Origin of the sequence: Chitinophaga sp. OAE865 (assembly GCF_040546735.1) — a bacterium.
Taxonomy (GTDB): Bacteria; Bacteroidota; Bacteroidia; order Chitinophagales; family Chitinophagaceae; genus Chitinophaga; species Chitinophaga polysaccharea_A.
Genome location: NZ_JBEPOF010000001.1, coordinates 7,259,502 through 7,281,104, shown reverse-complemented (window position 1 = coordinate 7,281,104; position 21,603 = coordinate 7,259,502). Strand labels below are relative to the sequence as shown.

The following is a 21,603-nucleotide window of genomic DNA, read 5'->3' as shown; positions in this document are numbered from 1 at the left end:
AAGTGAACAGAAGATATAATCTGTTTTATGTTCAGTCTTCCTGCTGCTTATGAGGTACACCCGATGGAGGTCCGCTTACGACGACGGGAAAAACGGTCAAGTATACCATCTACAATCAGGTACATTGCAGGCACCACAAAAAGCGTGAGGATCATAGAACTTGTGAGCCCCCCAATGATTACCCAGGCCATCCCGTTTTTGATCTCTGCTGCGGCGCCTTTTGCCATTGCTATGGGCAACATACCAAAAATCATTGCGAGCGTTGTCATCAGAATTGGACGAAGCCTTTCCCTGCCTGCTTCTATCAGCGCTTCCACAGTTCCATATTCCTCCTCTTTGAGTTTATTTGTAAAGTCGACAATGAGAATAGCATTTTTAGCGACCAATCCCAAAAGCATAATCATCCCAATGATCGTAAAGATGTTTAATGTTTCCAGAGTCAGGGCCAGCGCCAGCAATGCACCAATCAGCGCCACTGGTATTGAGAACAGCACCACAAATGGATACACCGCGTTTTCATAAAGCGCCACCATAATAAGATATACCAGTACGATTGCGGTGATCAGTGCCAGAGCAAGGCTTCCAAAGGCATCTGCCTGATTCTTCGAGTCTCCCAGGTACTCAATACTAACCCCTTCAGGTACCTTTATAGATTTTGTTTTATCTTTAATTTCAGTAGCTACAGTACCCGTTGGCCGCCCGGAAACGTTTGCCTGCACCGTTATGGATCCGAGCCGGTCGATACGCTGAAGAGTGGTTTCTCCCAGCGTTTCTTTAACATCCGCGAATTGCCGCAGCAGTATTGTCTGACCATCTGAGTTTACTACCGGCAGGTTGCTTATATTGCTGACGTCCGATTTGCTAAACTGATCCAGCTCTATCCTGATATCATACTCATTCCCGTTTTGTTTGAACTGGTTCTTATCATTTCCACTGAACGCATTCTGAAGCGCAGCCCCAACTGCACCTGCATTGAGCCCAAGGAGACTCATTTTCTCCCTGTTGAGCCTGATGTCCACTTCAGGTTTCCTGTCTTTTACGGACAGCTTTACAAACTGCGTTCCGGGAACATCTGCCACAACCTTCATATACTCACCGGCAACCTGGCGGACTGCTCCCAGGTCAACGCCTTTGATGGCTATCTGTATCGGTGCGTTACTTACATTTCCGGTTATTGAAGTAGAGGGTACCGTAAACTTAACACCCTCTATGACACTACTTAATTTTTCCTGCAGATACGTTCCGAGCTCCTCAGAACTTTTGCTTCTCAGTTTCTTATCGACCAGGCCAATCGTCAGTTCAGCCAGGTTGGCACTTGATGATGCTCCGGCCACGCTTCCACTCACAAACCCTATGCTGGAGAAGATCCTCTTTACCTCCGGTTGTTCCCGGATAATCTTCTCGGCCTGCTGAACCTTCATATTAGTCTTGTAAATACTCGCTGTTGGCTCCAATTCCATATTTATGATCAGATCACTCTGGTCTGCCTTTGGAATAAATGCGGCGCCAATAAACCCCAGCGGGACCAGCGCAATTGATCCCAATATCAAACACATTACAAGTAGCAGTAACCATCTCTTTCTTTTCAACACTACTCTTAACAGCCTGCCATATTCTTCCTTTATCATTTCGATAAAGTACCCGAATTTCAAATTAATCCTTCCCCAAATACTTTTGGCAGACAGATGCGACAGTTTACCAAACCTGCTTGCCAGCATAGGTGTGATCGTAAACGATACGAAAAGGCTCATGAGTGTTGAAAAGACAACGACGAGAGAAAATTCCCGTAAAATTGATCCAATCATCCCACCTGCTAATGCTAACGGCAGAAACACCACCACATCCACCAGTGTGATGGATAAGGCCGTAAAACCAATCTCATTTCGCCCTTCCAGGGCTGCCTTCCGACGATCAGCCCCCATCTCCATATGGCGATAAATGTTTTCCAGAACCACAATTGAATCATCTACCAGGATTCCCACTACCAAAGACATGGCCATTAACGTCATTAAATTCAGGGAAAATCCCATGAGGTACATGGCAATAAATGTAGGAATGATAGAAGATGGAAGAGCAATTAGTACAAACGTTGCACTTCTTATACTATGGAGAAAAGCCAGCATTACAATACCTACAATCACCACCGCCAGAAACAGGTCGAACATAACTGCATTAGCTGCATGCAATGTATATACACTCTGGTCGGAGGACACATTAAACCGCAGTTGCTGCCCCGGGTATTGTTTTTCTAACTCATGAAAAGACTTCTTTACCCGGTCGCTTACTGCCACTGCATTTGCGTCGCTCTGTTTAATGATTTGAATACCAATTGATGGAATCCCATCTATATGGTTAATTGCGGTAGACTTTGCCGCCCCATCTGATACATCAGCGATATCGCCTAGTTTGATGGCGCCCTGGGTTGGGTGTTGAAAAATGATCAGATTACGCAACTCCCCAACCGAATCCACATTTGCATCGTAACGGATGGAAAGCTGTTTGTTGGTTGTTTCAATGCTCCCCGCGGGAAAGGAAAGGTTTGCATTGCTGATAGCATTTGTTACCTGTCCAATGGAAAGCCCATAATCCAGAAGTCTATCCTGCCTTACATTTACCTGGATCTCCCGTTTTTCTCCCCCGATAATGTTGACCTGTCCCACCCCGGGAACGTTCTGTAATATTGGGCGTAACTGGTTATCGACCAGGTCAAAGAATTTCCGGGGAGGCATATTTCCCGTAACGCCGGCTTTAATAACCGGCGTTTCATCCAGGTTAACTTTACTTATCCTTGGCTTTTCAGCGTCAGGTGGTAATTCATTGATAATTTGATCAGCCTTTCGCTGAACATCACGTTCTGCCTTATCGATATCGGTTCCCGACCTGAAAGAAATTGTAATTATTGAAAGATTCTCCTGGGATGTTGAACTGATTTGATCCAATCCCTCAACCGAGGAAACCGCATCTTCAATTTTTTTTGTAACATTGGTTTGTACTTCAGCAGCTGCAGCTCCCGGATAAATTGTGCTGATAGAAACCGTAGGAAGATCAATTTTTGGCAGGAGATTGTAATTTAAGCTCAGGTACGATTGTATCCCAAACAAGATCAGTACCGTAAAGATCACAATAAGCAGTAGTGGCCGTTTTATGGCGATTTCAGTAATTGACATACATCTTATTCTTTACTAATAACGTTAATCAAGGCACTGTCTTTCAGGTTCACCTGGCCGGAAACAACAACCTCATCCCCATCTTTCAAACCATCCAGTACCTCCAGCTCATCTCCGTAATTTGTACCTACCCTGATTTTCCGCAGGATAGCCCTTCCATTTGTTACTACATAAACAACCGCATTGGTAGTACTTCCGATTAGTGCTTCCCGCGAAACAAGCAGTGCTTTCCGTTCCGTTTTCTTTGAGAAATCGGCATTAACAAATGTGCCCGCGCGCAGAGGCATGGATCTGTTATCAGGTGCAGTAATCTCAACCTGATAGTTGAAGGCCTGGTTAGCCTGGGGACTAATAAAAGTCACTACCCCGGGGATGATCCTTCCCGGATAGACATCTGTGGTGATATCAATTTTCTGGCCTTTGGCTACTTTATAAACTTCGTCTTCGGTCAGATTTACCTGTACTTTCATTGACGACATATTCACTATTGAAGCCACTTCTGTTCCGGCGGCTATGAATGTCCCCTGTTCAATTGGCCGGGAAGCAATAACACCATCATCCGGTGCTTTGATACTCGCATCGGCTATCTGTTTTCGTATTTGTTGAACAAGATTTACTGCATCATTATAGCTTTGTTGTATACTCTCCACTTTTTCAAGGGTGGTGGCGTTTCCTTCCAGCAGCTCCCTGTAATTATTAACATCCCGTTCCAGCTTTGCCACATTCGTCCCGGCCTTTTGCAGGTCAAGAGCAAGTAATCTGCTATCAATAATAGCGAGTAACTGTCCCTTCCTTACATGGTCTCCCAGGCTGAACATCACTTTCTGTAACTGCCCGCCGGAGGCAGAGAACACCCTGGATTCCCTTAATGGCGCCAGTGTGCCGGTTTTAACCAGGCGTTCCAGCATAATCTCCCACTTCACAGTGGAGGTAGTGACAGGTATACGAATATGTTCAGTTTCAGCAGGTAATTTTTTCTCTGCAATTTTCTTTTTATTGTATGCCAGCCTGAGCGCAATGCCAATTAATATTGCAAGGATAACCAGTATCAGTACGATTCTTTTTTTCATCTCAGTTAAAGAGAATTTAGAAATGTTTTCAATGTACCCGCGGCTTTTTCAAGATCAACCCGGGACTGGTAGTAGCTATAGATGGAATTCAGATAATTATTTTGTGCTGACCGGAGTGAATTCCGGGTAATTAACCAGTCATTCAAATCAGTAGTGCCTTTCTGAAACTGAAGATTGGTTACCTTAAATACTGATTCGGCCAGGTCCATATTTCGTTTATCATTTTCCATATTGGCTTGGGCCTGGGCAACTTTCGTCTGAGCGTTTTGAAATTCAACGCTGAATTTACTTTTGGAAAGCTTCAGGCCCTCCTCAGCATTGACCAGGTTTACTGAGGCCTGCTTATGTCTGGCACTACGTTTATAAAAGTCCAATATTGGAATAGTGAGTTTTAAACCAACTGTTGAATATGGCAATAGTTCGTCATAGGCCCCTTTTAATTTGTTGCCAAATCCAACAGCGCCGTAACGCGCATATCCTGTTAATTTGGGCAGTCCCTCGGCTTTAATGCGAGCCTGTTCTATTTCTAACAATCTGATATTAGTGGAGGATATCCGATAGTCAATCCGGGCTGCCGGGGAAAAACGCATCAGCGAATCCTCCGGACCAGCCAGCGGCGCTATGGCAGGAACCAGGTTGACCTGGAGTTTATCATCAATGGGGTATCCCATCTCGAATTTCAATTGATTTTCCGCTAATTGAAAATTACTCCGGGCTACCCTGATCTGCGACATAGTGTTATTGAAATCCACGGACACCTTGTCCAGGTCCTTCTGTAATACAATACCCTTTGCTACCTGCAACCGGTATATGTCCATCTGCCGTTCATAGGTTTTGCTGTTAAATTCCAGTAGTAGGATCTGTTGCCGGTAAACCAGCAGTTGAAAATAGGCAATGCTGATATTATAGATAATTGATTCCTGGCTTTGTTGAGTGTTGAGGTCCGCCAGTTCCCTATTGAGCTTATTGGCTTTAAGTCCTGTTAGCAATGACTGATCGTATAATACCTGGTCAAGCTGTGCAACAACATTCGAGTTGAATTTTTGTGTAAGGGACACTTTGATCTCATTCGGCCCGAGAATTCCGGCTGGAATAACATTTTGCTGCAATTTGAGATTATTATCCAACATTGAAGTAAGGCTCACTTTGGGGAGATAATCTGCAAGCACCTCCCTGGCTTTAGCATCGGCAGCTATCTTCTGATTAGCATAAATTCTGGCATTCCGGTTATTTTGCAGACCATACTCTATACAATGCTTCAATGTCCATCCCTCCTGGGCTTCCGCTTTGGCACATATGCAAAAGATGATCAGCATTAGAAAAATCTTAGTCATACATTCTAACTTATTCCTTCGTCTGTAAAAGGATCTCTGATACAATGCTGCTAAAATAGCCAACAGGGGAACGGCTAAAATTCATTTTATACCAAACCGGCTGGTTTTTATACAAAAGGAGATAATAATAACCAATGGGGCTGGGTGGATCTATCGTATTTCTGATCAGGAGGGCACACGGGAGGACATAAATATTTTATCAGGGCGTCTTCTGAGAAGGCGCCTTTTGATACAGCAGGAAAATACTGGAATTACCTGTTCGCGATCTTTTTTGTTACAAATTCATTGAAAAAGAAATCCCTGTAAGTGTTTCCGATGGGGATTTCGTTTGTACCTATGTACACCGTGTTATTATCTACAGAACCGATATGCTTAACATTGATGACATAGGATTTGCTTACTCTTACAAACATATCTTTTGGTAATTGATCGTAGATAGTTTTGATATTCATCGCCGTAATTACTTTTTGATTTTCGCTATGCATCACGACATAATCTTTTAAGCCTTGAATAAAAAGTATGTTATTAAAATAGACTTTAAAAATTCTTCGGTCTGCTTTTACAAAGAAAAAATCGTCGGCTACCTGTTCGATATTGTTATTGGCGTAATCTGCCTTGAATAATTTGGAGTAGGTGCGGGCCTTTTCAACAGCCTTTTGAAAGCGCTCTAATTTTACGGGTTTTATCAGGTAGTCAACCGCATCTACTTCGTAGCTGTCGGTAGCAAATTCAGAATAGGCGGTTGTAAAAATCACAAATGTTTCTTTGGGAATGGTTCGGGCAAATTCGATTCCGCTGATCCCCGGCATTTGTATGTCGAGAAAGATCAGGTCAACTGTATTGCTTTCAATAAAATTTGTCACGGTTTCGGGGCTGTTGAACGAACCGATCAAATCCAGACCATCAGTTTGATTAATCAACATCTTTATGGCTTCTCTTGCCAATGGTTCATCATCTATAATAATACAGTTCATAATGCTATACTACTTTTTATATAACGGAAATAATCGTCTGTGATATTTATTATTACAATGCAAATTATAGCTTTATGGTTAAGGATACGCAATATCTTTCCGGGTCATCTTCTATATTTAAACTATGCGTTGCCGGGAATAAAAGCTCCAGTCTTCGTTTAATATTTGTTAACCCCAATCCGCCTGTATTACTAACGGATTTAAGCATAGGTTTGGAGTTGATGCATTTAAAGAAAAGTTCATTGTTTCTAACATTGAAATACAGGTTTACATAAGACGGTTTTGTTGCATCATTGTTGTGTTTCACCGCATTTTCCACAAATGAAATGAACAGCAGGGGAGGAATTTGCACGCCGCTCAGATCTCCCTCTTTTGAGATCAGGAAATCAAAACTATCCCGCCTTACTTTTTCCAGATTTAAAAAATCTTCCAGGAAATGGATATCCGAAGTTAGCAACACCTTGTCTCTTGCACTGTCATAAAGTTGGTAGCGAAGTAAATCGCTCAGCTTCATTAAAACCTGTGAGGCTTTTTCAGGATCTTTCTTTGTCAGAACATTCGCATTGTTTAGCATATTAAACAGAAAATGCGGATTGATCTGGTTTTTCAATTGTTCCAGTTCTGCATAGGTTTTCGACTGTTTCAACTCATAGATCAATTGCCTGTCCATCATCCCCTTCTGAAACAGTTTTATGGAAGATGAAGCCGCTAACAGCAGCACGGTAAGGAAGGAGAAAAGTGGGATATTCAGCGCACTTTCGTTATTGATAGGATTGAAAAATTGTCCGCAAACGGCCAGTACAACAAGGATACCGATCACTGATAAGCAGTATTTAATGTTTTTATTCCTGAATAAAAGCCTGGGTACCAGCACGTACATGTTTACATAGAATAATATAATAAAATATATAAATATCGCTATCGGGTTGGTGATTACGGAAGCGCTGTTGTACAACACACTACCTATAAAAACAATGAGCAGTAGATGACGGAATATCCTGCGGTCTGGTGAAATCAGGAAACGAAACAGCACGTTTTCACTAATAAGCTGTTGATGGTTTAAATCATTCATTTATAAAATTGTATAGAACAAACTTAACAATTAATGCTGTGGTTTGATCCGGTTTTATACGAAAGTATGTGCTTTTTATACGAAATGGAGACGCATTATAAAAACGCATAAGACAAGAAATATATTTTGTAGTGCCCCCGCATGCTTTGCTATAAAAGATACCGCGTTTGGTATAATTAAAAAATGCCAGTTACCCAAAGGAATAGTTTTGTGTCCGGATTACAACTGTTAAATCGATTTTTAAAAGATGAGATACCAGATCATTTATACACTGCTGTTTATTGTCATTTCATCCGGGGCTTATTCACAACAGAAAGTCACGTTGAGTGGAACAGTCACCATGAAAGCAAACACCGAAACAATCATCGGTGCAAGTGTTTTCATTCCTGAAGCAAAAACTTCATCGGTTACCAATGCGTATGGCTTTTATTCTATCACCCTGCCAAAAGGAGAATATACCATCGTTATCAGCTGCATAGGATTTGAGAATATTGAGGAACATATTTCCCTGACGGGAAACACCAAGAAAAATTTTTCGATGCTTGAAAAGAGCAGGACCCTAAATGAGGTAGTGATAAAGGACAGGAGCTCAACAAACAATATCCGTAATCCGGAGATGAGTGTAAATAAACTTTCTATCGCCACTATCAAAAAGATGCCGGCAGTTATGGGCGAGGTTGATATTTTAAAAGCTATTCTGCAACTTCCGGGAGTTTCCACTGCCCAGGAAGGAGCAACGGGTTTTAATGTCAGGGGAGGCTCGGTTGACGGCAATTTGATATTGTTGGATGAAGCCGTTGTTTACAACACTTCACACCTGTTCGGATTTTTCTCTGTATTTAATGCTGATGTGATCAAAGATCTGAAATTGTATAAGGGTGGAATCCCTGCCAATTTTGGTGGGCGCACTTCTTCTGTTTTGGATATTTATCAAAAGGAAGGAAACAACCAGGAATATCACGTAACGGGTGGAATTGGAGCAATTTCGAGCAGGTTACTGGTAGAAGGCCCTATTGTAAAGGGTAAAAGCTCATTTGTGGTTGCCGGCCGTACTTCTTATGCGCAATTATTTATGAAACTGGCCGATAACCCCAATTCTGTTTCTTTTTATGATTTGAACGCCAAGCTGAATTATAACATAAATGATAATAACAGGATTTTCCTTTCAGGATATTTTGGAAAAGATAAAATGGATTTCAGCAATTTTTTCAGTAACAACTATGGGAACTCATTCTTTAATCTTCGCTGGAATCATATCTTTTCCGAGAAATTCTTTTCCAATGCATCCATTATTTACAGTAAGTACGACTATGGCCTGAAGATAAAATATGTTGGCATTGATTGGGCATCGGATATCCGTAATTATAATCTGAAATACAATTTCAACCATCATCTGTCTGATAAGCTGGTTTTGAATTATGGTATCAATTCCATCTACTACCAATTCAATCCCGGCACAATAAAACCTATGGACGATAAATCGTCTATCAATGCCGACCAGCTTGAAAAGAAATATGCATGGGAAAATGCATTGTATATCAGTGCCGAGCAAAAGCTCACGGATAGGATATCGTTAAACTATGGACTGCGATATAGCAATTTCATGCGATTGGGGGAACAGAACGTAAATAATTATACCAATAACCAGGCAGTGATTTTCAATCCTGATTTACAAATTTATGAGGAAGGAACACCCTCCGGTACAACACATTATAATAAGAACGAAAAGATTGCTGGTTTTGGGAACTTAGAACCACGTTTCGCAGTTTCTTTTGCTTTAAATGACGACCAGTCCATTAAGGCGAGTTACAACAGGATGAGCCAGTATATCCATTTAATTTCCAACACGGCTTCCGTCTCCCCACTCGATATCTGGGCGCCGAGCGACCAGTTTCTGAAACCTGAGATCCTTGACCAGGTTGCATTGGGCTATTTCAGAAATTTCAGCAATGGAAAATACTCTTTGGAAACAGAAGCCTTTTACAAGAAGATCAAAAACAAAGCGGATTATATTGACGGTGCCGAATTGATCGCCCAAAAAGCCATAGAACAGGTGTTGCTAAACGGGGAGGGAAGAGCCTACGGGCTTGAGGTGATGCTGAAGAAGAATGCGGAAAGACTTACAGGCTGGCTTTCCTACACACTTTCCAAAGCAGAGCAGCGCACACCCGGAAGAAACGCAGGGGAACCTGGCATAAACAACGGCGAATGGTATCGTGCCAATTATGATAAAACGCATAACTTTTCGCTTACAGGCGCTTATCAACTGACGAAGAAATGGAGTTTTGGTGGGATTTTTACTTACCAAACCGGGAAGGCTGCCACCTATCCCATCGGTAAATATCAGTACCAGGGAATTACGATTGGAAACTACGGAGAGCGAAATCTTAATTCGCTTCCTGCTTATCATCATCTGGATTTATCGGCAACCTACACGCCAAAGCCCGACAGCAAAAAAAGGTGGAAAGGTGAATGGGTATTCAGTATCTACAATGTTTACAACAGAGGCAACGCCGCATCTATTATGTTCGAGCAAAACAGGGAAACAGGGCTGAGTGAAGCAAAGAGGATATCGATCTTCGGTATTGTTCCGGGCGTGACTTACAATTTCAAGTTTTAATTCTAATAATATAAAAATGAAGAATATACTTAACTACCTGGTTGTTTTATGCTGTCTTTTTCTTCTGTCCTGCACAAAAGTAGTGGAAGTGGATTTAGAAACGGCAGAACCAAAATTGGTAATTGACGCATCGATTGATTGGGTAAAGGGTACGACAGGCAAGGAACAGAAAATCAAACTCTCCACCACAACCGGTTATTACAGTGCTACGTTTCCAACAGTTTCGGGGGCTAATATAGTTATTACGAATTCAGCAGATACTGTTTTTAGTTTTATAGAAAATCCCGGTACGGGAGAATATATCTGCTCCAACTTCCATCCGGTTATCGGGGAAACCTATGCGTTAAAAGTGGTTTTAAACGGGGAGACTTACACCGCAACCGAAACCTGTATAGGTGTGCCGGATATTGAGAATAATATTGTACAGAATGATAAGGGTGGATTTGGAGGAGATGAGGTGGAAATCACCTACTACTACCAGGATAATGGCAATGAAGAAAATTATTATCTGCATCGTATTCAATCGCCCGTATCTACGTTTCCGGATTATAAAGCCAAAGACGATGAAAACAGCCAGGGGAACCTGATACCGGAATATTTCTCTGATGAAGATCTGAAAGCCGGGGATCTGGTAAATATCCGGTTGTATGGAATATCCAGGAGATATTATGATTACTTCAGAAAATTGCTGGCAGCATCCGGGGCTGGTAGTGGCCCGTTTCAAACAACGCCAGGTTCGGTGAGGGGAAATATTGTCAATAAAACGCATTTCGAAAACTTCGCTTATGGATATTTCAGATTATCGGAAGTAGACACGAGGGATTATACAATAAAGTAGGGTAGCGATAGGGGTTTGCGAATGTTGAAGCATCTTAAGTTTAAGGGTAGTTTTCAGCAACCACTTACGAAATTTATGATTGGCTGTATTGTTTCGGTTTCATTCCATGATACCTTGCAAAAACCCTTGAAAAATGGCTCAGGTTCGTAAAGCCTAACTGGTAACCGACTTCTGATACGGTAAGTTTTTTGTCTTTCAATAACCTGACGGCCATTTCCATTCGTAAAAACTGATAGAATTCAAAAACTCCTCTCCCAAAAATTCGCTTAAATAACTTGCGCAATTTCGGCTCACTCATTTTTGCTTGTTTAGCCAGGCCAGCAATATGGGGTGGTTCATTAAGATGCGCCTGCAAATGTGCTTTGATGGCATAGATCGCTTTAATGTCATCGACATGTACACCAACAGCAGGCATCTCTTCCCGTTTTAGAAGCAGACCAAAGGTGTGACAAAGCAGTTCCTCGCACTTCAGTTTGTAGTAAAGACCTTCTAAACTTTCAGGCAAAGGTGGCTCCAGCATTTGGTTTGCTGTTGCAATAATATCGGACGATACCTCCATTTCAACTACAAAATTTTCCTTCGCTTCCAAAACATTTGCCACGACCGGATGATTTATATGTCCAAATAGCTGGTGAAGATACTTGCGTGAAATAGCAATTGTAACGCTTCCAAAACTGGTATTCGATGGCATTTCCATAATGGTAGACACCAAATGCCTGCAGATCATGATTCTGGCTCTTTCAGGTAATAGCTGCTCCTGGCCATGGACCAAAGGCGGAAATATCCCGCTTAATAACACCACGATGTCTTCCTGTCCCTCAGCCAGTTCGTTCGTCCGCTCTACAAAAACATCCTCGAACAGATAGTAATTCCGTATCATCATTCGCAAGTCACCTCCCCAGGAAAAGCCCGTGATATAACCGCTGCCTTTACTTATGGGAATATTTATAAATCGCCCGCTTGTCTCTGCACCGATTGCCTGAGCAAATTGCGCTGCTATACCCGACCCTTTGTCAATAACAGAGATTTTCATTTTAGGCTATTTTAATACCAAATGCGACTATTTTATCCATAAATGTAATATTAGTTTTGTATTGGAAAACGAATAACATGATCGACAAAAAAAAAGTCGCTATAATTGGAGGTGGCCCTGGCGGGCTGACATTAGCGCGATTGCTTCTACAAAAAGGAATGGACGTAAAGGTTTATGAAAGAGATTTGAACAGAGAGGTGCGGAGTCAGGGCGCAACACTCGACCTGCATGAAAATTCGGGCTTAAAGGCCATTAAAGCGGCGGATTTACTCAATGAATTTAAAAGGGCGTACCGACCAGGTGCAGAGAAAGGTCGTGTGGTGGATAAGATGGGTAACATCCTTTTTGATGAACACGAAAAAGGATCGGCTGAAATTGATTTTGACGGCCCTAATGCCAGACCTGAAATCGACAGAAGCGATTTGCGCAGCCTTTTATTGGATTCGCTTGCGCCAGATACAGTGGTGTGGAATAGTCAATTCGTGCGTATGGCACCGGCCGGTGCACAATGGGCAATTGAGTTCAGGAACGGCGCAACGGTTTGGGCAGATGTCGTCATTGGGGCCGATGGAGGCAACTCTAAAGTTCGTCCGTTTGTCACGCCAATCCAGCCGTTCTATGCCGGCATTACCATTCTGCAAGGAAATGTTGAACACGCAAAAATGAAGGCGCCCCGTATCGATGAATTGTTGCGAGGTGGTAAAATATATGTACATAACGCAGGGAAATATTTACACATTTCGGAGAAAGGAGATGGAAGCATAGACTTCTACGTCAGCATTAAAATTGATGAAGCCTGGGCAAACGACAGCAGAATCAATTTTTCAGACAGCACACTGGTGAGGCAATGGTTCAAAACAACGTTTGCGGAATGGGGCGACATATGGTTTGAGCTATTCGATAATGCTGATCTGCCGGTATTGATACGACCTCAATATTCCATTCCCTTAGACCAAACATGGGAGGCGAAACCCAACCTGACTTTACTTGGAGATGCGGCTCACATCATGGCGCCTTCCGGTGAAGGAGTAAATTTGGCTATGCTTGATGCGCTTGAATTAAGTGAATGTCTCACTAATGAGCATTTTAAAGACATACAAACAGCCATTGCCGCTTATGAAACAGTTATGCGTGAACGTGCCGCCCAAGAGGCAGCGACATCATTTGAGATGATAGAATGGATGCACGCCGAAAATGCGCAGGACAGGATAGTTGAGTTTTTCAAAGGGATAACGGCGTAAAAAAATGAGTCGTTGGAGGCAAACGAACTAAAAAGAAACGACAACTAACCAAGACAAACCGATTCAGCAGGAAAAAATAGTCTGTCAGACGAAGCCACTGAACTGATGGATCTGCATCCGGCTATCATTAAATTTCAAAATGATATTTTAACCAGATATGCTGTAGAAGATCAAACAGCCAAAAAAGTCAGATCGTTTTTGTTGGTTAGTCATCGATGGGAATCTTCCCAATTGATCAGGATCTTAACCTGGATAAAGTAATTTATAACCGGGGGGACGGGCGGCGACAGGTCAGCTGATATTCGCTGGATGTGGGTGGTTTCCTGCCAAAAAAAACGAGACAAACGGGGAAAATTCCTGTTTGTCTCGTTTGGTGCGAAGGAGGAGATTCGAACTCCCAAGCCCTTTCAGGCACTACCACCTCAAAGTAGCGCGTCTACCAATTTCGCCACCTTCGCATCTGGTAGAATGGGGTGCAAAAATAATGGCTTTTTTAAAATAAGCAAATTTATTTATTCATATTTTCATGAAAAAGGCAATTATTTCCGCAATAGGATCCGGAAAGTGGTGCCTTTATTTATTTCGGACGATTTTACATACAGCCGGCCCCGGTGGTATTCTTCTATGATCCGTTTGGCCAGCGACAGTCCTAATCCCCATCCCCGCTTTTTGGTGCTGAAGCCGGGTTTGAACACTTTTTCAAAGCTTAGTTTCGGGATGCCTTTACCAGTATCGGCCACATCTATTGTGATAAAGGTGGGGTGATTTTCTATGGTGATATCGATCTTTCCTTTTCCTTCCATCGCATCAAGGGCATTTTTTAACAGATTTTCCACCACCCAGTCGAAAAGCGGGGGGGAGAACATGGCGGGGAGCTCTTCTTCTGCGCTGTGAACCGTAAGCACTATTTTCTGAGGCGCTCTTTTGCGGATATAGTTGGCCATGTTCTCTATCTGCGCCACGATGTCTTTCTCTTCCAGTTTGGGAACGCTTCCTATTTTGGAGAAGCGGTCGGTGATGAGTTTAAGCCGGTCCACATCTTTTGAAAGCTCTGTAACAATGGTGGCATTGGCCTCATTATCTCGCAGTATTTCCAGCCAGGCTTCCATAGACGACAGGGGAGTGCCCAACTGGTGGGCCGTTTCTTTGGCCAGGCCTACCCATACCTGGTTCTGGGTGGCGCGGTTGGTACTGGACAGGGCAAAGAGCACAATGGCAATGAAAAGGGTCACTACTATCAGCTGGATGTACGGATAGTAGCGGATCTGCCGGAGGATCAGCGAATCGCCGTAGTAGATGTAGTTATATAATTTTTGCCTGGAATCCACTTCCATGATGAATGGCGGGTGTTGCTTTTTGAAAGCCTGCAGCTCGTTGCGGAGGAAGTTGGGGTCCTGTATAATGCGCAGGGAGTCGAGGTTACGGCTGTCCAGGATCTTACCTGTTTCGTCTGTTAAGATCAGCGGGATGGTGGTGTTGTTGGTTACAATGTCGACAGCAAGGTTCAGGTTAGCTTCAGAACCTGCCCGCAGGAGCTCGCGGTTGGCTTCCACCCAGGTGGCCACTTTTTTTCTTTCTTCTTCCTGGATATTGCGGGATAAATTACTTACAAACCAGATAGTGGTGCCAATGATCAGCACTGCTATGGAGGCCAGTACAAACTTCCAACCGATATACTGTTTAAACATACTTCTAATTTAAGCCTTATTCAGCTTACCTGATTCTGTAATGATTCGCAAATATTAGGATCGTTTGTTGCATATTTGCATCTCAAAAATAATTGTTCACGCATAAACGTAATATTCATTGTCCGTATTGCCATCCGTAGCAGTTGTGATTTTAAATTGGAATGGGAGATCTTTTCTGGAGAAGTTCCTGCCCTCTGTGTGCCGTTCAACCTATGGCAACCTGCAGCTGGTGCTGGCCGACAATGCCTCCACAGACGACAGCGTGGCTTTTGTGACAACGCATTATCCGCAGATCCGGGTTATCCGGAATCCGCATAATGATGGGTTTGCCGGGGGGTATAATGATGCCTTGCAGCATGTGCAGGCCGATATTTACGTGTTGCTGAACCAGGACGTGGAGGTGGAACCGGGTTGGATAGAGCCGGTAGTGGCCCTTATGGAACAGGATAAGCGGATAGCCGCCTGCCAGCCTAAAATGAGGGCCTACAAAGACCCGGAGGAGTTCGAGTACGCAGGTGCCGCCGGGGGATGGATGGATATCCTGGGTTATACCTTTTGCAGGGGCCGGATCCTGTATACTACCGAGAAAGACAACGGGCAGTATGACGATGTACAGGATATTTTCTGGGCCACCGGGGCGGCATTGTTTATCCGTTCGGCCTGTTATCACCAGGTAGGGGGCTTCGACCGCGATTTTTTTGCACATATGGAAGAAGTGGACCTTTGCTGGCGCTTACAGCGGGCAGGTTACCGCATTTGCTACTGCCCGGATTCCAGGGTGTTTCATGTGGGAGGGGGCAGCCTGCCGCAGGGAAATCCCCGTAAGCTGTACCTGAACTTCAGGAACAACCTCATGATGCTCTGGAAGAACCTGCATAGCGAAGACCGCTGGATAGTACTGGTGCAGCGGTTTTTCCTGGACATACTGGCAGGCGTAAAAAGCCTGGTGGCAGGAAAACCCAGGGATATGGCCGCCATTTACCGCGCTTATAAGGATTACTATCGCTGGCGCAGGAAGTATGTGAAGAAAGATGATCTGCCGGAGATGAAGCTGATGAAAATGAACGGCGTATTTCATGGTATTATGATCTGGCGTTACTACTTCCTGGGGCATAAACATTTTTCTGAATTGATCTGATCAATGCTGATCTGTCTCCCGGAAAAACTTTTTATCTCCCAAAATTACCAGCGCGAAAATTCGAAAATTTCAAAATCATTATGTAGGTTTGCACCGGAAATAAACTGATTATGGAACAGAATACAGTAGAAAACAAGTACGACATCACTATAGACAAGGTTTCCCGTTCCCGCTGGCTCTTTTATGTGCAATTGTTTTGTCTGGTAGCCTTTATCCTGGGAGTTAGCTACGGACTTTATGCACACAGATACAAGGGCAAACCGGAAGTAAAGGTGCAGGAAAGTTCACTGTACAATCCAAAATATAAGTAAGCAGCCGCTTAAACATAATTATCCAGCCTCCACCGGTATTCCGGTGGAGGTTTTTTTATGCGGTGATTCCGTTTTGCGTAAAAGAATTTCCCGATCCGATCCTTTTTTTTGCTCTTTTGAATCGACTTTTGTATCCTGGTATGATATCTACCGGTGGTTTGGTATGTTTAAACGGACGGATAAGTTAAAGAAGAAGCAGCACAAGTCGCTGTTCAGGATAGTTGTGGACAAACTGCATCTCTGGCTCGGCCTGGGGGCGGGCATTATTGTGCTTATTGTAAGCATTACCGGCTGTTTGTTTGTTTTTCAGAAAGAAGTGAATGATTTCTATTATCGTAAAATATTATATGTTACCCCGGAAAAAAGCCCCTTACATCCTGTAAGCGAGCTAAAAAAGACTGCTGAAGCTGTACTCGGGCCCAATAAACCACTGTCATCCATTACCACTTACCGGCAGCCCGACCTGGCCTGGGAATTTATGGCCTATAAAGGCAACGATACCGCGCTTACTTATTTCGGCACCCTGGAGTATTATGAATCTGTAATGATCAATCCCTATACCGGGCAGGTGACAGGAAGACTTGATTACAAGCATAATTTCTTTTCGGTGGTGAAAGGTATCCATTGGAGCCTGTTACTGAACGATAAATACGGACAGCCCGTTGTAGGCTGGAGCACTTTCATTTTTGTGATCCTGCTGATCACGGGGTTGATTATGTGGTGGCCTAAGAAGTGGAATAAAGCCAACCGCGACAAGAGCTTTAAAATTAAATGGAAAGCCGGTTTCAAAAGGGTTAATTATGACCTGCATAATGTGCTGGGCTTTTACGCGATGCTCATAGCCCTGGTCATTGCATTTACCGGTATGGTATGGGCGTTTAAATGGTTCGAGGCTACGGTATATGTAGTGGCCGCCGGTACCACCTCGCCTCCCGAAGTAAAGCAATATGAATCTGTCCAAGCGCCGGCGCCTGCTGGCAGTAACCCGCTGGACATTGCCTACAGCAAGGCCCTGACAATGCTGAAAGAGGCAAAGCGCTTTTATATTTATGCTGATGAAAGGCCGAAGGGAGTGATCACCGTTACCGGGAATAAAAGCGTGGAAACCTACTACGGAAGCGATCAGCTGACGTTTGACCGGTACAGTGGCGCTTTTCTCGGAAGAAGGAATGATTCGCACAAGAACAACGGAGAGCGGTTAATAGAAATGAACTACGATATCCATGTGGGCGCTATTGGCGGCCTGCCCGGAAAGATCCTGGCATTTGTTATCAGCCTGATCTGCGCGTCTTTACCTGTAACAGGTTTTTATGTATGGTGGGGTAAACGGAAGAAGTCGAAGAAGAAGCAGGTAGTGATCCGCAAAGCGCCGGTAGCGAGCACAATGTAAATAAAAAGTATTACTTATTTTTTGGTGAAATGCTTTTCCCTGTTGTGTTCCAGCGAGTTGTTATACAGTGGTGAGCAAAAAAAATCCATAAAAACTCCAAAAAAAATTTTGTGTTTTCAGTCCGTTTCCTATCTTTGCAATCCCAACGAAAATGCCGTGGGGCAAAGCAAACGAAAGAATGCGCTTCGATGGAAAAAGTTCTTAAAATAAGAAAGTTTTTAATACCTGCGAAAGTAGCTCATTTGGTAGAGCACGACCTTGCCAAGGTCGGGGTGGCCGGTTCGAGCCCGGTCTTTCGCTCCAGTTTTTTATAAAGTTCTTAATACATCTGCGAAAGTAGCTCATTTGGTAGAGCACGACCTTGCCAAGGTCGGGGTGGCCGGTTCGAGCCCGGTCTTTCGCTCTAAAGCCTGACTGATCATTCAGCCGGGCTTTTTTTATGCCTGCAAACGAGGCTGGCGTTGGCCTCTCCCGCAACAGAAGAGGCCTGCTTTTATAACGCAATTAATAATCCCCGCTGGCGCCACCGCCACCACCGGTGCCGCCTCCAAACTGTATATCATTGGTAGTAGCAGGCTGGGCGCCCGGCACATAAGTTTGTGCAATAATGAGGGATTCCAGCTTTAATTTATCTGCAAGGGAAGGATCTTCCGGTTCCACGTAAGTAAACCCATGTTTGGGCGTTTTCAGGTAGCGGATCAATGCCCAGGCGCCAACGGTAAGTATAAGTCCGCCCAGCACCATGGCTGTTTCCAGCGGAAGCACGCTATGGTAATATCTCACGGTAAATACAATAGCAGCCAGCAATATCATCCCGGTGCGCAGTAACACTGCATCTTTTTTATGGATGCCCAGCCACAGGTATACCAGCGGAACAACCGCTGTATAGACCCAGAAGAACAAAGCGCCGGGAATGTTTTGCCCGTCCTGCAGCTGCAGGCCGAACATAACATTGCTCAGCTCTCTTACCACATAATAATTACCAGCCAGGTAAAGCGTGAGTAAAGAAAGCACAGATATAACCGTGAGGCAGTGTTTATAGTGCCTGCTGAAATGATATCCCGATACTTTTTTTACAGCAACATACACGGTAAAGGATATTACCATGATAAGGAAAGGCATAATGATTTTGGCAACTGGCCCCAGCTCCATGGCCACCGTAAATATAAAACCCAGGAAAGCCAGATAGGATACTCCAGCCATCACCATATCCGCAAAGCGTAAGGTGGCCAGCAGGGTAACAAAGCATACTACAAAGCAGATGGTGCTGGCAGAAACATGATCAACTATGGCCATGCTGCTGCAAATCAGTAAAACGGCTCCCCATAGCAAGGCATCGTCTACGCCTGCACGAAATAATTTCTTCTCCCTGATAAACAATTCCAGGACTCCGTAGCATATCAGTCCGGCAAGGATACACAGCCCCGCGAAGCCATCTTCATTCCGGAGAAGATCAAGCATCATCAGCGATAACAAGCCAAGCGAAAAGGACACGATAACAACGGTAAGTATAAACAGCCCTATCTTGATCACCGGGTTAGGCGTATAGAAATTTACCGGGTGTGCAGCCTCAATGGCTCTGTAGGTAGATAGCTCTATACAATTTTTGCGCAGTGCTTTTTCTGCTTCTTCTTTTATTTCAAGATTATCGAGTGTTGTGGAATTATACGCGAGCATGTTTGATTTTTTTGTTGAGGTTAATCAGTAACACAATTACACCAATGGCGGAGCCAATGAAATACAACAGTCCGAGGTATATACCGCCAATGTCATTCGTTAAAATAAGCAAGCGCACTACGGCAATGCTTATAGCCACATAACTATACAGCACGGTGATGAGCACGAAGTAAAAAGACCGTTCTTTAAATGCTTCCTGGTACAGGAAGTATGCAACAACCGCCATAAATGCAAACCAGGCAATCCAGCCTGTGTCAAACACGATCATGCCTGCCACAGAGGCAATGAAAATAATGTGCGCACCGAAATTCTGATAGGTAAAGGCAAAATGTTTTTTAAGATTTTTCCGGGCAGATATAAGCGCCAGCGAAAGCAGGAGCACACCAAGTATGGCACCGGTATAGATAAGCCGCTCGTTGCCAAAGTCGTTGGCCGACAGCACCTGGAAAGGTGTGACTGCAATACCCATCCAGGCTGCCAGGTTGGTGATGGCCATAGACAGTACTCCCAGGTGATCGAAATAATAAGCGCTTACCGTGAGTACGGCCAGCGGGATAAAGGTAGCTAATCCATAAGCAGTGCCAAAGGCAGTATACTGGAACTGCAGGTAACCCACAAAAGTAACAAAGGTAAGACAGCCTAACAGTAATGCATAATCGAAAAAGGCATTGGGCGAATTTACTTTCTCCCATGAAAAGGGCGCTTTTTTCCGGATACAATAGCTGAAACAACCGGCGCTGATAGCCCCAATGATCAGCAGTATCACCTGGTGGCCAATGGTATCGATATTTTTATAGATCAGGATACCTAAGCCGCCGCTCAGCAACAGTACGCCGAGGTAAAGCAATGTTTTGATTTCCCAGTGGAGGGAGAATAGCCGCTGATCTTCCGCAGCTTTCACTGCCGCAAGCTCCGTGTCATTTATCAGTTCTGCTGCACGGAGTTTTTCAAATACTTTAATATTCATAGATGGCGTTAAGAAGTTGGAATTAACAATCATTACACGCTGCAATATACAATATCAGCGCACAAAACTATATATTGTGATATATGGAAATGACCAGCAGCGCAGCTTTTATCAAATCAACAATATAAATATGAAAACATACCAAGCTTCCATATTATCTGCTTTGACCTGCGAATTAGGCGAAGGGGCCTGCTGGTGGAAGGAAAGGAACAGCTGGTGCTGGGTGGATATACTCGGATTTACTATTTATATACGGGATGCAAAAGGTTTTGAGCAACGGTTTGACACCGGCGGTTATGTAACCACGCTGGCGCCGGTAGCCGGCAGGAATGAACTGGTGGCAGGATTAAAAGATGGCATTGCTTTTTTTTCGCCGGAGCAGGGAATGGGCAGTCGTATTGCTGTACTGGAAGAACGCAGCGGGGTGCGCTGCAACGATGGCAAATGTGATCCTGCAGGCCGGTTGTGGATTGGTACTATGCAGATGCCACCCGAAGAAGGGACAGGCAATCTTTATTGTATCAGCGGAAAGGCCGTACCGGAGCTGAAACTGGCCGGTGTTACCATTTCCAATGGGCTGGTATGGGCAGGAAACAAAATGTATTATAACGACACGCATACCCGTACAGTACAGGAATTCAGTTACGATGAATCAACAGGCGCCATTGCCTTTACAAGAGTGGCAGTACGCATTCCGCAGGAACTGGGCTGGCCGGATGGAATGGCTATAGACAGTGAAGGCATGCTATGGGTTGCTCATTGGGGCGGCTATGGCGTGTATCACTGGAATCCTGTAACAGGTGAATTGCTGGGAAAGGTGGAAGTGCCGGCGCCACATGTATCTTCCTGCGCTTTCGGTGGTCCGGGAATGGATGAGATGCTGATCACTACCGCCCGGGAGCATATGACTGCTGAACAGGTGGCTGAATATCCCCTTAGTGGTAGTGTGTTTCACGTGAGACTTCCAATTAAAGGCTTACCAGCCAACTACTTTAGGTATTAATTATTTTTACATATTATTGTTTCACGGTTTTCTGCTATATTATTAGTATATTTGCAGACGGAATCGGCTTTTTCAGGGTA

At 44.0% G+C, this 21,603-nt stretch carries 16 protein-coding genes and 3 tRNA genes; 9 read left to right on the top strand and 10 right to left on the bottom strand.

What is annotated here, in order from left to right; all coding sequences use genetic code 11:
* Window positions 1-47: 47 nt before the first annotated feature.
* The 5 genes from ABIE50_RS28980 to ABIE50_RS28960 form a co-directional block, all read right to left on the bottom strand.
* Entirely contained in the window at window positions 48-3,167 is a 3,120-nt protein-coding gene (locus tag ABIE50_RS28980) for an efflux RND transporter permease subunit (RefSeq protein WP_209862120.1), read from the bottom strand.
* A 5-nt stretch (window positions 3,168-3,172) separates the two neighbouring features.
* Complete coding sequence (locus ABIE50_RS28975; protein ID WP_209862117.1) at window positions 3,173-4,237, bottom strand: efflux RND transporter periplasmic adaptor subunit; 1,065 nt, start codon at window positions 4,235-4,237, stop codon at window positions 3,173-3,175.
* A gap of 5 nt (window positions 4,238-4,242) precedes the next feature.
* The gene (locus tag ABIE50_RS28970; RefSeq protein ID WP_209862114.1) at window positions 4,243-5,571 is read right to left on the bottom strand and encodes a TolC family protein; all 1,329 of its coding nucleotides are present in this window, start codon (window positions 5,569-5,571) and stop codon (window positions 4,243-4,245) included.
* A 251-nt stretch (window positions 5,572-5,822) separates the two neighbouring features.
* A complete protein-coding gene (locus tag ABIE50_RS28965) occupies window positions 5,823-6,545 on the bottom strand; it encodes a LytR/AlgR family response regulator transcription factor (RefSeq protein ID WP_209862112.1) in 723 nt (240 codons plus the stop codon).
* 64 nt (window positions 6,546-6,609) lie between these two features.
* Window positions 6,610-7,617, bottom strand: coding sequence for a sensor histidine kinase (locus tag ABIE50_RS28960; RefSeq protein ID WP_209862110.1), 1,008 nt, complete (start codon window positions 7,615-7,617; stop codon window positions 6,610-6,612).
* A gap of 247 nt (window positions 7,618-7,864) precedes the next feature.
* Here ABIE50_RS28960 and ABIE50_RS28955 point away from each other — a divergent pair, with 247 nt between their 5' ends.
* Together ABIE50_RS28955 and ABIE50_RS28950 are read left to right on the top strand one after the other, a co-directional pair.
* Window positions 7,865-10,237, top strand: coding sequence for a TonB-dependent receptor (locus ABIE50_RS28955; RefSeq protein WP_209862107.1), 2,373 nt, complete (start codon window positions 7,865-7,867; stop codon window positions 10,235-10,237).
* A gap of 16 nt (window positions 10,238-10,253) precedes the next feature.
* Window positions 10,254-11,075, top strand: a complete 822-nt coding sequence (locus tag ABIE50_RS28950; protein WP_209862105.1) for a DUF4249 domain-containing protein — start codon at window positions 10,254-10,256, stop codon at window positions 11,073-11,075.
* Window positions 11,076-11,148: 73 nt separating this feature from the next.
* Here ABIE50_RS28950 and ABIE50_RS28945 read toward each other — a convergent pair whose 3' ends face one another.
* Complete coding sequence (locus ABIE50_RS28945; protein ID WP_209862103.1) at window positions 11,149-12,108, bottom strand: helix-turn-helix transcriptional regulator; 960 nt, start codon at window positions 12,106-12,108, stop codon at window positions 11,149-11,151.
* Window positions 12,109-12,185: 77 nt separating this feature from the next.
* Between ABIE50_RS28945 and ABIE50_RS28940 the strand changes: the two genes are divergently transcribed.
* Complete coding sequence (locus tag ABIE50_RS28940) at window positions 12,186-13,349, top strand: FAD-dependent oxidoreductase (RefSeq protein WP_209862101.1); 1,164 nt, start codon at window positions 12,186-12,188, stop codon at window positions 13,347-13,349.
* A gap of 371 nt (window positions 13,350-13,720) precedes the next feature.
* Here the strand turns inward: ABIE50_RS28940 and ABIE50_RS28935 are convergent.
* Both ABIE50_RS28935 and ABIE50_RS28930 read right to left on the bottom strand, forming a co-directional pair.
* A tRNA-Leu gene (locus ABIE50_RS28935) sits at window positions 13,721-13,807 on the bottom strand.
* An 81-nt stretch (window positions 13,808-13,888) separates the two neighbouring features.
* Entirely contained in the window at window positions 13,889-15,037 is a 1,149-nt protein-coding gene (locus ABIE50_RS28930; RefSeq protein WP_209862099.1) for a sensor histidine kinase, read from the bottom strand.
* Window positions 15,038-15,155: 118 nt separating this feature from the next.
* Here ABIE50_RS28930 and ABIE50_RS28925 point away from each other — a divergent pair, with 118 nt between their 5' ends.
* The 5 genes from ABIE50_RS28925 (at window position 15,156) to ABIE50_RS28905 (ending at window position 18,279) form a co-directional block, all read left to right on the top strand.
* A complete protein-coding gene (locus ABIE50_RS28925; protein WP_209862096.1) occupies window positions 15,156-16,175 on the top strand; it encodes a glycosyltransferase family 2 protein in 1,020 nt (339 codons plus the stop codon).
* Between the two features lie 110 nt (window positions 16,176-16,285).
* Entirely contained in the window at window positions 16,286-16,486 is a 201-nt protein-coding gene (locus tag ABIE50_RS28920) for a hypothetical protein (protein ID WP_142686372.1), read from the top strand.
* Between the two features lie 163 nt (window positions 16,487-16,649).
* Entirely contained in the window at window positions 16,650-17,876 is a 1,227-nt protein-coding gene (locus ABIE50_RS28915) for a PepSY-associated TM helix domain-containing protein (RefSeq protein ID WP_209862093.1), read from the top strand.
* Window positions 17,877-18,103: 227 nt separating this feature from the next.
* Window positions 18,104-18,179 (top strand) — tRNA-Gly (locus ABIE50_RS28910).
* Window positions 18,180-18,206: 27 nt separating this feature from the next.
* A tRNA-Gly gene (locus ABIE50_RS28905) sits at window positions 18,207-18,279 on the top strand.
* Between the two features lie 101 nt (window positions 18,280-18,380).
* Here ABIE50_RS28905 and ABIE50_RS28900 read toward each other — a convergent pair.
* Window positions 18,381-19,553, bottom strand: a complete 1,173-nt coding sequence (locus tag ABIE50_RS28900; protein WP_209862090.1) for a hypothetical protein — start codon at window positions 19,551-19,553, stop codon at window positions 18,381-18,383.
* The gene (locus tag ABIE50_RS28895) at window positions 19,540-20,520 is read right to left on the bottom strand and encodes a DUF2157 domain-containing protein (RefSeq protein WP_209862087.1); all 981 of its coding nucleotides are present in this window, start codon (window positions 20,518-20,520) and stop codon (window positions 19,540-19,542) included. Before ABIE50_RS28895 ends, ABIE50_RS28900 begins: the two co-directional genes overlap by 14 nt.
* 130 nt (window positions 20,521-20,650) lie before the next feature.
* On the opposite strand from ABIE50_RS28895, the gene ABIE50_RS28890 reads away from it, so the two are divergent.
* Complete coding sequence (locus ABIE50_RS28890) at window positions 20,651-21,523, top strand: SMP-30/gluconolactonase/LRE family protein (RefSeq protein ID WP_209862083.1); 873 nt, start codon at window positions 20,651-20,653, stop codon at window positions 21,521-21,523.
* The last annotated feature ends 80 nt before the right edge of the window (window positions 21,524-21,603 follow it).

Excerpts from the sequence above, each read along its gene's own strand:
- ABIE50_RS28980 (WP_209862120.1), bottom strand. The coding sequence starts at position 3,167 with ATGTCAATTACTGAAATCGCCATAAAACGGCCACTACTGCTTATTGTG.
- ABIE50_RS28975 (WP_209862117.1), bottom strand. The coding sequence starts at position 4,237 with ATGAAAAAAAGAATCGTACTGATACTGGTTATCCTTGCAATATTAATT.
- ABIE50_RS28970 (WP_209862114.1), bottom strand. The coding sequence starts at position 5,571 with ATGACTAAGATTTTTCTAATGCTGATCATCTTTTGCATATGTGCCAAA.
- ABIE50_RS28965 (WP_209862112.1), bottom strand. The coding sequence starts at position 6,545 with ATGAACTGTATTATTATAGATGATGAACCATTGGCAAGAGAAGCCATA.
- ABIE50_RS28960 (WP_209862110.1), bottom strand. The coding sequence starts at position 7,617 with ATGAATGATTTAAACCATCAACAGCTTATTAGTGAAAACGTGCTGTTT.
- ABIE50_RS28955 (WP_209862107.1), top strand. The coding sequence starts at position 7,865 with ATGAGATACCAGATCATTTATACACTGCTGTTTATTGTCATTTCATCC.
- ABIE50_RS28950 (WP_209862105.1), top strand. The coding sequence starts at position 10,254 with ATGAAGAATATACTTAACTACCTGGTTGTTTTATGCTGTCTTTTTCTT.
- ABIE50_RS28945 (WP_209862103.1), bottom strand. The coding sequence starts at position 12,108 with ATGAAAATCTCTGTTATTGACAAAGGGTCGGGTATAGCAGCGCAATTT.
- ABIE50_RS28940 (WP_209862101.1), top strand. The coding sequence starts at position 12,186 with ATGATCGACAAAAAAAAAGTCGCTATAATTGGAGGTGGCCCTGGCGGG.
- ABIE50_RS28930 (WP_209862099.1), bottom strand. The coding sequence starts at position 15,037 with ATGTTTAAACAGTATATCGGTTGGAAGTTTGTACTGGCCTCCATAGCA.
- ABIE50_RS28920 (WP_142686372.1), top strand. The coding sequence starts at position 16,286 with ATGGAACAGAATACAGTAGAAAACAAGTACGACATCACTATAGACAAG.
- ABIE50_RS28915 (WP_209862093.1), top strand. The coding sequence starts at position 16,650 with ATGTTTAAACGGACGGATAAGTTAAAGAAGAAGCAGCACAAGTCGCTG.
- ABIE50_RS28900 (WP_209862090.1), bottom strand. The coding sequence starts at position 19,553 with ATGCTCGCGTATAATTCCACAACACTCGATAATCTTGAAATAAAAGAA.
- ABIE50_RS28895 (WP_209862087.1), bottom strand. The coding sequence starts at position 20,520 with ATGAATATTAAAGTATTTGAAAAACTCCGTGCAGCAGAACTGATAAAT.
- ABIE50_RS28890 (WP_209862083.1), top strand. The coding sequence starts at position 20,651 with ATGAAAACATACCAAGCTTCCATATTATCTGCTTTGACCTGCGAATTA.